The organism is Streptomyces sp. NPDC005925 (genome assembly GCF_040638805.1).
Lineage (GTDB): Bacteria > Actinomycetota > Actinomycetes > Streptomycetales > Streptomycetaceae > Streptomyces.
Genome location: NZ_JBEXVL010000001.1, coordinates 586,586 through 601,065 on the forward strand (window position 1 = coordinate 586,586; position 14,480 = coordinate 601,065).

A 14,480-nucleotide genomic window follows, 5' to 3' on the forward strand; every position below is an offset into this window, starting at 1 on the left:
CCCGGCTGTCAGTCCCGGCCGTCGTTCCCGGGCCTCCGGGCCCCCGCCCCGGCGGTCCCGCCCGGTGTCACGCGAACTCCGCGTGCAGCCGGCGCGTGTGGTCCACCCGGCGTGCCCCGCCCGTCAGCCGGACCCGGGCCGTCAGGCGGGGCTCGGCGCTGGACGCCGACAGGCGCAGTTCCAGCTCGCCCGGCTCGATCACCCGGTGCCCGTCGCGGCCGGTGAAGGAGGCCAGGTCGGCGGGGACCGTCACGTGGACGCGGCGGGACTCGCCGGGGGCGAGCGCGAGGCGGGTGTAGCCGATGAGGCGCTGGACGGGCTGGACGACGGAGGCGACCGGGTCGTGCAGGTACAGCTGGACGACCTCGGTGCCGGGCCGCTCCCCGGTGTTGCGGACGGTGAGGGAGAGCCCGAACGCCCCGTCCGTGGCGGCCTCTTCGGCGTCCACGGTCAGCTCGCCCCAGTCGAACGTCGTGTACGACAGGCCGTGGCCGAAGCCGAAGGCCGGGGTCGGGTCGACGTTGGACACCTCGCTGGCGTGCGCGAGCCGCGCCCCGAGGTAGGTCGTCGGCTGGGAGCCCGGCCCGCGCGGCACGCTGACCGGCAGCCGTCCGCACGGCTCGGTCCGGCCGGCGAGCACTCCGGCGACGGCGGCGGTGCCCTCGACGCCGGGGAAGAAGGACTGCACGATCGCGGCGGCCCCGTCCACGGCGCGGCCGAGCGCGTAGGGCCGGCCGGCGAGCAGCACGGTGACGACCGGGCTGCCCGCGTCCAGCAGCGCGTCGAGGAGTTCCTGCTGGGCGCCGGGCAGGGCGAGCGACTCGGCGTCGCAGCCCTCGCCGCTGGTGCCGCGCCCGAACAGGCCGGCACGGTCGCCGAGCACGGCCACGACGACGTCGGCGTCCCGCGCGGCCCGTACGGCCGCGGCGATGCCCGAGGTGTCGCCGTCGTCGACGCCGGTGCCGCGTACGACGGTGAACCGGGCGTCGGGGAACTCGGCGGCGAGCGCGTCGTGCAGGGTGGGCAGCGCGATGCCGGCCGGGGTGCCGGGGTGGTGCACGCCGACGTGCAGCGGGAACGAGTAGCAGCCGAGTACGGCGGTGGGCTCGGCGGCGTTCGGGCCGACGAGCGCGATGCGGCGCGGCCGGTCCAGGGGCAGCGTGCCGTCGTTGCTGAGCAGGACGACGGCCTGCTCGGCGACCTCTCGGGCCAGGGCGCGGTTCTCGGCGCTGTCCAGGTCGATGCTGCCGCGCAGCGCCTCCGGGTCGTCCGGGTTCGCGGCGGCGAGCGCGGCCGGGACCGGGTCCCAGTCGTGGTCGAGGAGGCCGAGGGCGGCCTTCTGGGTGAGCACGCGCCGCAGTGCCCGGTCGACGGCCTCCTGGGGGACGCGGCCGTCGGTGACGGCCTCCGCGAGGGGGGTGCCGAAGGTCTTCACGGTGGGCAGTTCGATGTCGACGCCGGCCCGCAGCGCGGCGCCGGCGGCCTCGGCCCAGTCACCGGCGACGCCGTGCAGGGTCTTGAGGAAGGCGATGCCGAAGTAGTCGGCGACGACGGTGCCCCCGAAGCCCCACGTGTCGCGCAGCAGCCCGGTCAGCAGGGCTTCGTCGGCGGCGGCGGGCAGGCCGTCGGTGTCCGTGTAGGAGGACATGACGGAGCGGGCGCCGCCCTCGCGGATCGCCATCTCGAACGGCGGCAGCAGCACGTCGGCGCGTTCGCGCAGGCCCATGGGCGCGGGCGCGAGGTTGCGTCCGGCGCGGGAGGCGGAGTAGCCGGCGAAGTGCTTGAGGGTGGCGATGAGTCCGGTGGACTGCAGGCCCTGGACGTAGGCGGTGCCGATGGTGCCGACGAGGTACGGGTCCTCGCCGATGGTCTCCTCCACGCGGCCCCAGCGGGCGTCGCGCACCACGTCGAGGACGGGTGCGAGGCCCTGGTGGACGCCGACGGCGCGCATGTCGCGGCCGATGGCGGCGGCCATGCGGCGGATCAGCGCCGGGTCGAAGGTGGCGCCCCAGGACAGCGGCACGGGGTACGCGGTGGCGCCCCAGGTCGCGAAGCCGGCGAGGCACTCCTCGTGGGCGACGGCGGGGATGCCGAAGCGGTTCGCCGCCGCCACCCGGCGCTGGGTGCGCAGCAGGGACAGCGCGCCGAGGGCCGGGTCGACGGGGGCGGTGCCGAACGGGCGGGTCAGCTGGCCGAGGCCGGCCGGCAGGAGGGCGTCGAGGTCGACGGCGTCCTCCATGTCGTGCTGGTGGGGGGCCACTTCGCCGCCCTCGTCGGAGGCGCCGACCCAGACCCCGTAGAGCTGGGCGATCTTCTCCTCGGGGGTCATGGCGTCGATCAGGGCGCTCACCCTGGTGTCGATGTCGTGGGCGGGGTCGTTCCAGAGGGGGACTTCGGGGGTGGTCTCAACGGCCACGTCGGCCATCACTTTCCTCCGACGCCCATCAGGCCCTGTACCAGGGCGCGACGGGCGAACAGGTAGACGAGCAGGACGGGCACCATGGACAGCACCACGGCTCCCAGCAGACCGGGGATGTCGATGCCGTGTTCGGTCTGGAAGTTGTAGAGGCCCAGGGTGACGACCTTGGTGGAGTCGGACTGGGTCAGGACGAGCGGGAACAGGAAGCCGTTCCACGCCTGCAGCGCGGAGAACACCACGATCGTGGACAGGCCGCCCCGGGACAGCGGCAGCACGAGCTGGAAGAACACCCGCCGGGGCGTGGCGCCGTCCATGGTCATCGCCTCGAACAGTTCCGGGGAGATGTCGCGCATGGCGCCGCTGAGGATGAGCGCCGACATCGGCAGGCAGAACGCCGCGGTGGGCAGGATGACGCCGAGGAGGTTGTCGTACAGGCCCGCCTCGGTGATCAGGTAGAACATCGGCACGATGACGGCCTGCGCCGGGATCGCGAGGCCCAGCAGGAACAGCCGGAAGACGTGCGAGGTGACCCGGCTGCGGCTGCGGACGATGGCGTAGGCGAGCGGCGGCACCAGCAGCAGGACCACGGCGACGACGCTCGCGGTGACGAGGAGCGTGTTGACGAAGTACTGGCCGAAGCCGCTGTCGAAGGCGCTCGTGTAGTTGTCGAGGGTGAAGGTGTCCGGGACGGACACCGGCCCGTTCGCGGCGTAGTCGGCGCGGGTGCGCAGCGTCGCGGCGAGCATGACGTACAGCGGCAGGCCGACGAGGAACAGCCACAGGAGCGAGCCGGCGCCGGCGAGGTAGTGGGGGCGGCGCCTCATGACACCCCCTCCATGGAGCTGCGCATCTTGTCGTACCCGGAGACCCGGACGACGATCAGCGAGATGACGGTGGCCGCCACGACCAGGGCGAGGGCGACGGCGGAGCCGGCGCCGAAGTCGAAGCCCTTGAAGGCCTTTTGATACATGTAGTAGGCGCTGATGGTGGTGTCGCTGCCGGGTCCGCCCTGGGTGAGGATGAGGACCGTCTCGAACGTGGTGAGACCGCCGACGATCATCAGGATCATCGAGGTGATCATGGAGTTCCGCAGCTGCGGCAGCGTGATGTGGAGGAACTGGCGGTAGCGGCCGGCTCCGTCGATCTCCGCGGCCTGGTACAGCACCTCGGGGACGGCGCGGGCGGCGCCCTGGTAGATCAGGGTGTGGAACGGCGTGAACTGCCAGGTGCTCACGAACGCCAGCACCCCGATGGCGGTGGCCTGTTCGCCGAACAGGTTGCCGTCGCCGAACAGCCAGGTGGCGCGCGCCGGGATACCGAAGTTCGGGTCGAGCAGCGCCCGCCACAGCACGGAGACGGCCGTGGCGGACAGCAGCAGCGGCACGAAGTAGATGACGGACAGCACGGCGCGGTTGCGCTGGTGGCCGGCCGCCCAGACGCCGAGCAGGATGCTCAGCGGCGTCTGGATGATCACGCCGAGGGCCGTGAGCAGCAGGGTCAGCCAGATGCTGTTGATCATCACCGGGTCGTCGACGATGCGGGACCAGTTGTCGAACCCGGCGAACTCGGGGGAGCCGAGGCCGTTCCAGGTCATGAAGGACAGCACCGCGACCATGATCAGCGGGACGATCGCGAAGAAGGCGAAGAACACCGTGGCGGGCAGGGCCCAGGAGAAGCCCGGCCGGGCCGCGTCGGCGACGGAGGAGCCGTCCGGCCGCCGCCGGGCCCGGGGGCGGGACCTGACGGCGGGGGGAGGACTCTTGATCTCAGTGGTCATGAGCCGTTCATTCGGTCGGGAGGGCCTGCATGGCCTTGATGAATCCGTCCGCGTCGATCTGGCCGTTGGTGAACTGCTGGATGGCCTGGTGCATCGGGGTGGCCGCGGACGGCGGGTACGCCTGGTCCCACGACAGCTGGAACGAGGGGGCCTTGGCGACCAGGTCGTACTGGAAGCGGGAGTAGGCGGGGCTGGCCGCGGTGTCCAGGAAGTTCTCGGTGTTGGTGGTGGTCGGCAGGTTGCCGATGGCCAGCTGCGCCTTGACGAACGTGTCGGAGTACATGAGTTTCAGGAACTCGGCGGCGGCCTCGGGGTGCTTGGTCTTCTTCAGCACCGAGTAGAAGTTGTTCGTGTTGCCGGCCACGTTGCCCGCGTCGCCCTTGCCGCCCGCGACGGCCGGGAAGGCGGTGTAGCCGAGGCCGTCCTCGGCGAACTCCGGGGCGTCCGTCTGCTGCTGGGCGTAGTACCAGGAGCCCATCAGCTCGAAGCCCGCCTTGCCCGAGGCGAGCAGCGCGGGCGAGGCGCCGTTGGTGTACTTCACGGAGTCGTAGTTCTTGCCGAAGGCGCCGGCGTCGACGAGGTCCCGGAGCATGCCCAGGGCCTTCTTGCCGGCGGCGCTGTTCCAGGCGTCCTTGTCGCCGTCCAGGGCCTTCTGGAAGAGGCCGGGGCCGGCGACCCGGTCGTAGAGGTACTGGAACCACATCTGCGTCGGCCACTGGTCGCCGCCGCCGAGCGCGATCGGCGTCCTGACGCCCGCGGCCTTGAGCTTGTCGACCGCGCCGAGCAGTTCGTCCCAGGTCCTGGGCGGCTGGACGCCCGCCTCGTCGAGGACCGTCCTGTTGTGGAAGAGCAGGACCGGCTGGGTGCCGCGCATGGGCACGCCGTAGGGCTTGCCGTCCACGACCGCGCTGTGGAAGACGGACGGCAGGAACGCGTTCTCCAGCTTCGGGTCCTTCTCGATGAAGTCGTCCAGCGGCATGAGCAGGCCGGCCTTGACGAACGGCTTGATGCTGCCGCCGCCCCAGTTGAAGAAGATGTCCGGGGCCTGCGGCGTGCCGATGATGGTCTGGAGCTTCTGCTGGTAGTCGGCACCGGGGATGGTGTCGAGGACCGCCTTCACGTCGGACGTCCTGTTGAACTCCTCGACGATCCGCTTCTCGACCTTGTTGCTCGCGTCGCCGTACACCAGGACATGGATCTTCCCGTCGTCCGACGAGCCCCCGCCGTTGCCGTCACCGCAGGCGGACAGGCTCAGCCCGAGGGCGAGCGTCGCGGTGGCGGCGACCAGTCGGGGCAGCGCACGTGTCTTCATCGTTCGCCCTTCGAAAGTTTCGGCACCTTCGCCGAAAGTCCATGCTCCGGGACAGTAGGTGGAGACCCGAGTTTCGGTCAACGGTCCTGCACGGAGTCACTCAAACCGTTACCGGTGGGCGTGGTCCACCCTGCGGGCATGCGCGACGAAGAGGAGATGAGCAGCAGGGTCACCCTGGCCGCGGGGGCGAAAGAAGCCGGGGATTCCCTCGCGACAGTTTCGAAAGTCCTCGCCGGTCGTTCGGATGTCCCGGACGCCACCCGGGCCCGTGTCGAGGGCCTGCTCGACACCTGCGGCTACCGCCGCCGCGCCCGGGGTGCGCCCCGGCCACCGCTCCTCGAACGCGTCTTCCACGAGCCGCAGGCCCAGCACATGACGGTCCGCGGCCACACCCTGTGCGGGCTTCCAGTCCCACTTCCGCCGGTACGACCCCCGCGCCACGGCCCTCCGCGCGACGTTCCCCCCGCCCGGTACGGTCCCGCGCCTACCGTGCCGTACGCCTTCGGACCGGGCGCCCGGAGCCACGGCCCGCGCCCCGGGCATCCGCCCCGGCACCCGTGAAACGGCCCGCCGGCCTCCGCGAGGAGACCGGCGGGCCGCGGTGTCCGTGCCGGTTACGACAGTTGCGACTGGACCTGGGAGGAGATCAGCTCCAGGTGGTCGAGGTCGTCCAGGTCGAGGATCTGCAGGTAGACGCGCCGGCTGCCGATCTCCGCGTACCGGCCGATCTTGTCGACGACCTCGGCCGGGGAACCCGCTAGGCCGTTCAGCTTCAGCTCGTCGGCCTCCCGGCCGATGGCGGCGGCACGCCGGGCCACTTCCCGGTCGTCCCGGCCGACGCAGACGACGAGGGCGTTGGAGTACATCAGCTCGCCGGTACGCCCGGCGGCCTCGGCGGCGGCGCGGACCCGGCCGAACTGGCGTGCGCTGTCCTCGACGGAGGCGAACGGGATGTTGAACTCGTCGGCGTAGCGCGCGGCGAGCCTCGGCGTGCGGACGGCGCCGTGCCCGCCGATGAGCACCGGGATCTTCTTCTGCGCCGGCTTGGGCAGCGCGGGCGATCCCGTGAGGTCGTAGTGCGTGCCGTGGAAGTCGAAGGTCTTGCCCGGCTCGGTCTGCCACAGCCCGGTGACGATCTCCAGCTGTTCTTCCAGCCGGGCGAACTTCTCCTTCGGGAAGGGAATGCCGTACGCCCTGTGCTCCTCCTCGAACCAGCCCGCACCCAGGCCCAGTTCGATCCGCCCGCCCGACATCTGGTCGACCTGCGCGACCTGGATGGCGAGCACGCCGGGCAGCCGGAAGGTGCCGGCGGTCATGAGGGTGCCGAGGCGGATGCGCTGCGTCTCGCGGGCGAGTCCGGCCAGGGTGATCCACGCGTCGGTGGGACCGGGCAGACCGTCGGACGATCCCATGCGCAGGTAATGGTCGGAACGGAAAAAGGCGTCGAAGCCGAGATCCTCGGTTGCTTTGGCGACAGCGAGCAAGGTGTCGTAGGTGGCCCCCTGCTGGGGCTCGGTGAAGATGCGAAGATCCATGTCCCCATCCTGCCCGCTGCCGGCGCGGGCCGGTCCGGCGGTCAGACGCCGCGCGGAACCCCGGTCGGGTGAACTTCGGCGCGACGGTCGCCCTGTCGGAGAGCTGATGCCGGGCCGCCCCGCCCCGGGTCGACGGGGCCCGGCTCAGCCGAGTCTCCGCTGGACCGGCCGGTCGCTCGGCGGCCCGGCGGCTCCGCGCGCGTCGGAGCGGCTGCGGCCCGCTCCCGCCGGGACCGGCCACGCGCTCGCGGAAGTCCCCGGCCGCAAGGAGCACTTCAGCCCGCTTCCCGCGTGGGCAGCATCGGCTCGCGGAAGACCTCCGGCAGGAGGCCGTCCCTCGGTCCGGCCGGTAACTCCTCCGCCGGGGTCTCCTCCCGGTCCGCCAGTCTCCGCAGCATCTCCCGCACCCGGTCCCGCGACTCGTCGGCCGCGTCGATGGCCTCCATGCACTGCCAGTACGTGCTCTCGTCGGCCGCGGAGCAGGCGATGCCGACGAGGGCGATGCCCACCTCCCCCAGCAGACCACCGAGCCGGATCAACGCCGGTCGGGCCTCGCCCAGTTCCGTGAGCTGGGACGCCAGCAGCTCGCCCGGGCCCAGCTCGGGCCGGGTGAGCACACCGCAGCCGCGGCCCGCCAGTTCCGTCAGCCCCCGTGCCTCGCCGCGCAGTTCGGGCGGGCCCGCGGCCGCCAGGCGACTCCCTATGGCCTGCGCGAGGGCCTGCGCCTGCCACACCTCCGCCAGGATCTGCGGCACGTCCCCGCTCACGGCCAGGGCGCGTCTGCTCTTCACGATGAGCCGCATCGCGTCCATGCGCTGCCCCCGTCTCTCCTGACGCGCTGTCACGCGTCCACCCGAACTTCGCCGTCCACTACCCAGAGTGAGTGAAAGGCAGACCAAAAGCCAGAGGAAGACGGAAATCTCTGGACAACAAGCCGCCATTGGCCAACAAGCGACTCCGGAGCGTAATACCGGAGCCCGGCACTCCGTCCTGCGGGCGACGGCGCCCGGTGCCACGGACCGGGACGCACGGCCCCCGGGCCGCCTGCCGTACGCGGCAGCGACACTGGGGGACGGTGTCGCCCGCGCGCTGTGACGCAGGCCACGGCAACGGCGTACGGGGTGCGGAGAGGCAAGGGGTGTGGAATCACTCGAACCCGAAAGGGACCCTGACGCGTTGCGGCTCCGGCTACGGGCCGGTGACCGCGACGCGTTCGGGGACCTGTACGAAGCACATGTCAAGGCCGTTCACCGCCACGCGTTGCGGCTGACCGGCGACTGGTCCACGGCCGAGGAGGTCGTCTCCGAGACCTTCTTCGCGGCCTGGCGGCAACGCGGCCGGCTGGAGGAGGAGGGCGGGTCGGTCAAGCCGTGGCTGCTGGGCATCGCCACGCACAAGGCCCACAACGCCAACCGGGGCCTGCGGCGACGGCTCGCCTTCCTCGCCCGGCGGCCCGCCACCACCCCCGTCGACGACATCGCCGACGCGGTCGCGGCCCGGGTGGACGGCGCCCGGTCGCTGGCGGCCGTGCACGAGGCCCTCGCCCGGCTGCCCCGCCGGGACCGCGAGGTACTGGCGCTGTGCGTGGGCGAGCACCTCGACCACGGCCAGGTCGCCGAGGCCCTCGGCGTACCCGTCGGCACCGTGCGCTCACGGCTGTCCCGCGCCCGGACCCGGCTGCGCCGCCTGAGCGAAAGGGCCGCCACCGAGCAGGCAGCCGCCGAACGGGCGCACACCGAGCGGGCAGCCCCTGGGCGAGCCTCCGCCGAGCGGGGCCCCACGGGGCAACGCCCGCGCCGCCCGGAAAAGGACGACATCGCCACCCTCACGGTGGCCCTGCGACTGGCCGAGGAGCCCCGATGACCCCACGCACCCGCACCCCGTACGGCACCGAGCCCGGCCTCGGCGACTGGGACCTGCCCGACGACCGGCGCTCGGCCCTCAAGCGCGACCTGCTGCGCCGTATCGACGCGGACCTGGCCACCGCACCCCGGACGGCCGCGCGCCGCTTCCTCGTCCGGCCTCTGGTCGTCCTGCCGGCCGTCGCCCTGGCCGTGACCACGCTCCTCCTGACGGCCGTGCCGGGCGACCCGCACGACACACCCCCGCACCGCACCGCCGCACCAGTGGCGGACGCCGACGCGGGGGTGTGGCTCGACCGGGCCGCCACCGTCGCGTCCCGGCGTGACGCACCGGCGGTCGGCGACGACCAGTTGGTCTACGTCCGGAGCCTGGTGCGTGACAACACGGCCGCGTTCGGCGCCCCCGCCCGCCTCGGCCCGCCGCACCGGCGTGAGATCTGGACGGTCCAGACTCCCGGTCCGGTGTCCAGGACGGGCACCCTCCGGGAGACCGGGCCGGGTGCCGTCATGCCAGGGCGGTTCGTACCCATCGAGCAGGGCGGGAGCGGAGCCGCGCCGGGGATGTCCCGGCCCACCCACGCCTGGCTCGCCGGCCTGCCCACCGACACCGGGGCCCTGCTCGCGCTGCTGCGCGACCAGGTCAGTCCGGCGGACGGCCGGAGCGTCGACCACGCCGTCTTCGACGTGATCGGGGAGCTGCTGCACGAGACGGTCGTGCCGCCGCCCGTCGCGTCGGCGCTGTACCGCGTGGCCGCCGGTCTGCCGGGCGTCACCGTCAGCGGCGGCGCGGTCGACGCGGCCGGGCGGCCCGGGATCGGCATCACGTTGGACGACGGGCACGCCGCCACCCGCAGCGAGTGGATCTTCGACCGGGACACGCTGGCCTTCCTGGGCGACCGTTCCTACTTCACCGGCCACGGCGGCACACCCGACGTCCTCTTCCACACCAGTGCCGTCCTGCGGCGCACCGTCGTGGACCGGCTCGGCCAGACGGGCTGAACGGCGTGATCACGCGCCTTGCCCACGGGCGGGCGCGCGCAACGCTCGTGAGCAGTGGCGGGGACTCCTAGCGTTCCTCGCCGGGCACGGGGAACCGCTGCTCGTTCCGGTCGATCTTCGCGTCGAGCGCCGCGAGCAGGTCGATGCCCAGCGTGTCGCACAGTTGCAGGAGATACGCGAGCACGTCGGCGACCTCGTCCGTGACGCGGTGCGCGGTGTCCGGATCGGTCATCACGCGCGCCGACTGCTCGGGCGTCAGCCACTGGAAGATCTCGAGGAGTTCGGAGGCCTCCACGCTGAGCGCGGCGGCGAGGTTCTTGGGGGTGTGGTACGGCTGCCAGTTCCGCTGTGCCGCGAACCGCACGAGTCGTGCCTGGAGTTGGGTCAGTCGGTGATCGGTCACGGCGTCAGGTGTACCACCGCCGCGTCGTCCCTCCCGGCGGCCCACGAGGCGTGGTTCACCGCGCCGGCCGGCCGGGACCGGGCCGCCCGCCCGCCCGGTCGGGCCGCGGCCGCGGGCCGCAGGGGCTCGGAGCAGGCGGGCGGCTCGGCCATGGCCCGGCCCGTAGGACCGCACCGCCGGGCGGACCGTCCTGCCCTCCGGGCCCGTCGTCCGGTCGGGGACGTCCCGGCGCTCAGGCCCCGGGCACCGCCGCGCCCTCCATCAGGCCCGTCACCTCGGTCCCGGCCGGGGTCAGCAGGAACACGTTCCGGTCGACGCGGTGCATCCCGCTGGCGAGGCCGAAGACGACGCCCGTGCTGAAGTCGAGGACCCGTTTGGCGACGTCCGACTCGGCGCCGGACAGGTCGAGCAGCACCGGGATGCCCGACATCAGCGTCTCGGCGACCTCGCGGGCGTCCGCGAAGATGTTGACCCGCAGGACGACGAACCGGCGGCGCGGCTCCCTTTCCGCGCCGGGCATCGCACGGTGGTCCACCGCCGACGGCCAGGAGTCCCGGCCGCGCAACGGAACGACCTGGGCGAGTCCTTCCCACTGTTCATCGGTGACGTCGTGACGGCTCACCGCTTCCCCCCGTTCCGGCTCGCCTTGATTCCCTGCACGGTCAATTCTTACGCGAGGTCACCCGATCGGCCGAACTGCGACACGGTGCGCGACCGTCGCCTCCGTCACTTTCACGCCTGCGGGGCGCTCCCGGTGTCGCCGGACGGCGGCCGGGTACTCGGCGCCCACGCGTCCGCGCACATCCGCACGCTCCCCGTGGCACCCCCCGTGACCTGGCCGTTCGACCTCATCTCGCTCTCATCACCCGGCCTCATCACCCCAGCTTCATCGCGTGATCGGGTCACCTGATCACGACTCCTCATCACGACTTTTGATCAGGGGTCCTCATCACCTCATTTCGGCGAAGGAGAGCCCCATGGCCGCTCTGGACCTGCCCGACCCCGTCGTACGCCGTGGCCCCGCTCCGGCGGTCGACGTGGAAACGCTTCAGGCGGCGCTGCGCGAGCGGGTGGACGGGGAGGTGCGATTCGACGCGGGGAGCCGGGCGGCGTACTCCACCGACGCGTCGAACTTCCGGCAGACCCCGATCGGCGTGGTCGTGCCGCGCACCCCGGAGGCCGCCGCCGACGCGGTCGCGGTGGCCCGCGAGCACGGCGCGCCGGTGCTGTCCCGGGGCGGCGGCACGAGCCTCGCGGGGCAGTGCACGAACACGGCCGTGGTGCTCGACTGGTCCAAGTATGCGAACCGTCTGGAGTCCGTGGACACCGGCGCCCGTACCTGCGTGGTGCAGCCCGGCATCGTGCTGGACGACCTGAACCGGCGGCTCGCGCCGACCGGCCTGCGGTTCGGCCCGGAACCCGCCACGCACGCGAACTGCACGATCGGCGGCATGATCGGCAACAACTCCTGCGGTGCCACCGCGCAGGCGTACGGCAAGGTCGTCGACAACGTCGCCCGCCTGGAGGTGCTGCTCTACGACGGCACCCGCTTCTGGTGCGGCCCGACGAGCGACGAGGAGTACGCCGCGATCGAACAGCACGGGGACCTCAGGGCGGCCCTGTACCGGCGGCTGCGCACGCTGCGCGACACGTACGCCGACGAAATCCGGCGCCGCTTCCCCGACATTCCGCGCCGTGTCTCCGGCTACAACCTCGACTCGCTGCTCCCCGAGCACGGCTTCGACGTCGCCGGGCTGCTGGTGGGCAGCGAGTCCACGCTCGTCACCGTGGTGCGGGCGGAGCTGAAGCTCGTGCCGGTGGTGCGGGAGCGCACCCTCGTGGTGCTGGGCTTCGACAGCATCGACAGGGCGGCCGACGCCGTGCCGGACGTCCTGCCGTACGAGCCGATCGCGCTGGAGGGTGTCGACGCGAAGCTGATCCGCGACGAGCGGCTGAAGCATCTCCATCCGCGGGCCATCGGCGAGCTCCCCGAGGGCCGTGCGTTCCTGATGGTGCAGTTCGGCGCGGACACCCTCGAGGAGTCCGACGCGCGGGCGCACCGGATGCTGCGGGGCCTGCGCGGCAGCGAGCACGCGCCGGACGTCGGATTCCTGGACGACCCGGCCCGCGAGGCGGAGTTGTGGCAGGTCCGGGAGGCCGGGCTGGCCGCGACCGCGCACGTGCCGCACCGCCCGGACACGTTCGAGGGCTGGGAGGACGCGGCGGTGCCGCCCGAGCGGCTCGGCGGTTATCTGCGCCGGCTGCGGGAGCTGTTCGAGGAGTTCGGGTACGCGAGTGACACGGGTCCGAGTCTGTACGGGCACTTCGGGCAGGGCTGTGTGCACACCCGTATCCCGTTCGGCCTGTACAGCGCGGACGGGGTGGCGGCGTACCGGCGCTTCATGGAGCGGGCGGCGGATCTGGTCGCCGGCTTCGGCGGGTCGTTCTCCGGTGAGCACGGGGACGGGCAGAGCCGGGGCGAGCTGCTGCCGCGGATGTTCGGGGCGGAGCTGGCGGAGGCGTTCGGCCGTCTGAAGGCCGTCTTCGACCCGCTCAACCGGATGAACCCGGGCAAGGTGGTGGCGCCGTACGGGCTGGACGAGAACCTGCGGCTGGGCGGCGACTGGGCGCCGCGGGACACGAAGGGCCTGCACTTCCGGTTCCCGCACGACGGGGGGTCGTTCGGCGAGGCGGCCAACCGCTGCGTGGGCGTCGGCAAGTGCAGGCAGCTCACCACCGAGGGCGGCGCGGTGATGTGCCCGTCGTACCAGGTCACGGCCGAGGAGGAGCACTCCACGCGCGGCCGTGCTCGGCTGCTGTTCGAGATGCTCGACGGGCACGGCGACAGCGCGATCGGGGACGGCTGGCGCTCGGAGGCGGTGCGGGACGCGCTGGATCTGTGTCTGGCCTGCAAGGGGTGCAAGCGGGACTGCCCGGCCGATGTCGACATGGCGACGTACAAGGCGGAGTTCCTGGCGCACCACTACGCGGGCCGGCCCTGGCGCAGGCCGCGTTCCGACTGGTCGATGGGCGGGCTGCCGACCCTCGCGCGGGCCGTGGGCCGGGCCCGGCTCGGCCCGTTCGTCAACGCCCTCACGCACACGCCGCCGCTGTCCCGCGCGGCCGTCGCGCTCGCCGGGACCGAGGACCGCGAGGTACCGCTGTTCGCGGCCCGGACGTTCCGGCAGTGGTTCGCGGCCCACGAGCCGTACGGGGGCGGATCGCGCGGACTCGGGTGGCGCGGCACGGTCGTGCTGTGGCCGGACACCTTCACGGACCACTTCCACCCGCACGTCGGCCGGTCGGCCGTCCGTCTGCTGGAGCACGCGGGCTGGCGGGTCGAGCTGCCCGACCGGCCGCTGTGCTGTGGCCTGACCTGGATCTCGACGGGCCGGCTCGGCACGGCCGAACGTGTCCTGGGCCGCACGGTCCGCCACCTGGCCGGGCATCTGCGCGCGGGCGGCCCGGTCGTCGGCCTGGAGCCGAGTTGCACGGCCGTCTTCCGTTCCGACGCGGCGGAGCTCTTCCCCGGCGACCGCGACGTCCGCAGGCTGCGCGACCAGACGGTGACCCTGAGCGAGCTGCTCACGGACCACTCACCGGGCTACGAGCCGCCGCGGGTGCCGGATCACGCGGCGCGGGCCCTGGCCCAGGTGCACTGCCACCAGCACGCGGTGCTCGGCTGGGACGCCGACAGGGAGTTGCTGCGCGGCGCCGGGGTCGATGTGGAGCGGCTGGACTCGGGCTGCTGCGGCCTGGCAGGCAACTTCGGCTTCGAGCGCGGGCACCTGGACGTCAGCCGGGCGTGCGCGGAGCGCGTGCTGCTGCCCCGGCTGCGGGCGGCGGACGCGGAGACGGTCGTCCTCGCGGACGGTTTCAGCTGCCGTACGCAGATCCACGAACTCGACGGCGGCGGTCACGAGGCGGTCCACCTGGCGGAACTCCTGGCCACGGCTCTGCCCGGCACCGGGGGAAGCGCCCACGCCACGGCCCCGGGCGCCCGCCCCGCGCCCCCCTCCCGCCGCACCCGCGCGCTCACCCTGGCGGGTACGGGCCTGGCGGCGGGGACCGCCGTGGGGGCCGGGGTGGCCGGGGCTCTGCGCGGCCTACGGCGCTGAGCCCGAGGACCTCAGGACCTCAGGACCTTGGGACCTTGGGACCTTGGGGCCTTGG

Annotated in this window: 12 protein-coding genes; 4 read left to right on the forward strand and 8 right to left on the reverse strand. The window is 72.9% G+C overall.

Translation table 11 applies throughout. The features are described from left to right. Nucleotides 1–67: 67 nt before the first annotated feature. Genes ABZ354_RS02545 through ABZ354_RS02560 form a run of 4 tightly spaced genes read right to left on the reverse strand, consistent with a single transcriptional unit; the run spans nt 68 to nt 5,508 of the window. Nucleotides 68–2,428, reverse strand: coding sequence for a glycoside hydrolase family 3 N-terminal domain-containing protein (locus ABZ354_RS02545; RefSeq protein ID WP_358652088.1), 2,361 nt, complete (start codon nt 2,426–2,428; stop codon nt 68–70). Then, a complete protein-coding gene (locus tag ABZ354_RS02550; protein WP_358652090.1) occupies nt 2,425–3,243 on the reverse strand; it encodes a carbohydrate ABC transporter permease in 819 nt (272 codons plus the stop codon). The genes ABZ354_RS02545 and ABZ354_RS02550 overlap by 4 nt, the downstream gene beginning before the upstream one ends. After that, nucleotides 3,240–4,196, reverse strand: coding sequence for a sugar ABC transporter permease (locus ABZ354_RS02555; RefSeq protein ID WP_358652092.1), 957 nt, complete (start codon nt 4,194–4,196; stop codon nt 3,240–3,242). The genes ABZ354_RS02550 and ABZ354_RS02555 overlap by 4 nt, the downstream gene beginning before the upstream one ends. A gap of 7 nt (nt 4,197–4,203) precedes the next feature. Continuing rightward, nucleotides 4,204–5,508, reverse strand: a complete 1,305-nt coding sequence (locus ABZ354_RS02560) for an extracellular solute-binding protein (RefSeq protein ID WP_358652094.1) — start codon at nt 5,506–5,508, stop codon at nt 4,204–4,206. A gap of 156 nt (nt 5,509–5,664) precedes the next feature. Between ABZ354_RS02560 and ABZ354_RS02565 the strand changes: the two genes are divergently transcribed. Beyond that, the gene (locus ABZ354_RS02565) at nt 5,665–6,069 is read left to right on the forward strand and encodes a LacI family DNA-binding transcriptional regulator (protein ID WP_358652241.1); all 405 of its coding nucleotides are present in this window, start codon (nt 5,665–5,667) and stop codon (nt 6,067–6,069) included. A 53-nt stretch (nt 6,070–6,122) separates the two neighbouring features. Here ABZ354_RS02565 and ABZ354_RS02570 read toward each other — a convergent pair whose 3' ends face one another. Next, complete coding sequence (locus ABZ354_RS02570) at nt 6,123–7,043, reverse strand: LLM class F420-dependent oxidoreductase (RefSeq protein WP_358652096.1); 921 nt, start codon at nt 7,041–7,043, stop codon at nt 6,123–6,125. A gap of 275 nt (nt 7,044–7,318) precedes the next feature. Then, nucleotides 7,319–7,855, reverse strand: coding sequence for a DUF6099 family protein (locus tag ABZ354_RS02575; protein ID WP_358652243.1), 537 nt, complete (start codon nt 7,853–7,855; stop codon nt 7,319–7,321). Nucleotides 7,856–8,219: 364 nt separating this feature from the next. On the opposite strand from ABZ354_RS02575, the gene ABZ354_RS02580 reads away from it, so the two are divergent. Together ABZ354_RS02580 and ABZ354_RS02585 are read left to right on the forward strand one after the other, a co-directional pair. Beyond that, entirely contained in the window at nt 8,220–8,906 is a 687-nt protein-coding gene (locus ABZ354_RS02580) for an RNA polymerase sigma factor (protein WP_358652245.1), read from the forward strand. Next, a complete protein-coding gene (locus ABZ354_RS02585) occupies nt 8,903–9,904 on the forward strand; it encodes a CU044_5270 family protein (RefSeq protein ID WP_358652098.1) in 1,002 nt (333 codons plus the stop codon). Before ABZ354_RS02580 ends, ABZ354_RS02585 begins: the two co-directional genes overlap by 4 nt. Nucleotides 9,905–9,971: 67 nt before the next feature. On the opposite strand, the gene ABZ354_RS02590 is transcribed toward ABZ354_RS02585, so the two are convergent. After that, nucleotides 9,972–10,307, reverse strand: a complete 336-nt coding sequence (locus ABZ354_RS02590) for a nucleotide pyrophosphohydrolase (protein WP_358652100.1) — start codon at nt 10,305–10,307, stop codon at nt 9,972–9,974. 232 nt (nt 10,308–10,539) lie between these two features. Continuing rightward, entirely contained in the window at nt 10,540–10,929 is a 390-nt protein-coding gene (locus ABZ354_RS02595; RefSeq protein WP_358652102.1) for a cell division protein SepF, read from the reverse strand. Between the two features lie 355 nt (nt 10,930–11,284). Here ABZ354_RS02595 and ABZ354_RS02600 point away from each other — a divergent pair, with 355 nt between their 5' ends. Next, entirely contained in the window at nt 11,285–14,425 is a 3,141-nt protein-coding gene (locus tag ABZ354_RS02600) for an FAD-binding and (Fe-S)-binding domain-containing protein (protein WP_358652104.1), read from the forward strand. Nucleotides 14,426–14,480: the final 55 nt, after the last annotated feature.

Coding starts and splice junctions, on each gene's coding strand:
- ABZ354_RS02565 (WP_358652241.1), top strand. CDS start 5,665: ATGAGCAGCAGGGTCACCCTGGCCGCGGGGGCGAAAGAAGCCGGGGAT.
- ABZ354_RS02600 (WP_358652104.1), top strand. CDS start 11,285: ATGGCCGCTCTGGACCTGCCCGACCCCGTCGTACGCCGTGGCCCCGCT.
- ABZ354_RS02550 (WP_358652090.1), bottom strand. CDS start 3,243: ATGAGGCGCCGCCCCCACTACCTCGCCGGCGCCGGCTCGCTCCTGTGG.
- ABZ354_RS02560 (WP_358652094.1), bottom strand. CDS start 5,508: ATGAAGACACGTGCGCTGCCCCGACTGGTCGCCGCCACCGCGACGCTC.
- ABZ354_RS02575 (WP_358652243.1), bottom strand. CDS start 7,855: ATGGACGCGATGCGGCTCATCGTGAAGAGCAGACGCGCCCTGGCCGTG.
- ABZ354_RS02585 (WP_358652098.1), top strand. CDS start 8,903: ATGACCCCACGCACCCGCACCCCGTACGGCACCGAGCCCGGCCTCGGC.
- ABZ354_RS02555 (WP_358652092.1), bottom strand. CDS start 4,196: ATGACCACTGAGATCAAGAGTCCTCCCCCCGCCGTCAGGTCCCGCCCC.
- ABZ354_RS02570 (WP_358652096.1), bottom strand. CDS start 7,043: ATGGATCTTCGCATCTTCACCGAGCCCCAGCAGGGGGCCACCTACGAC.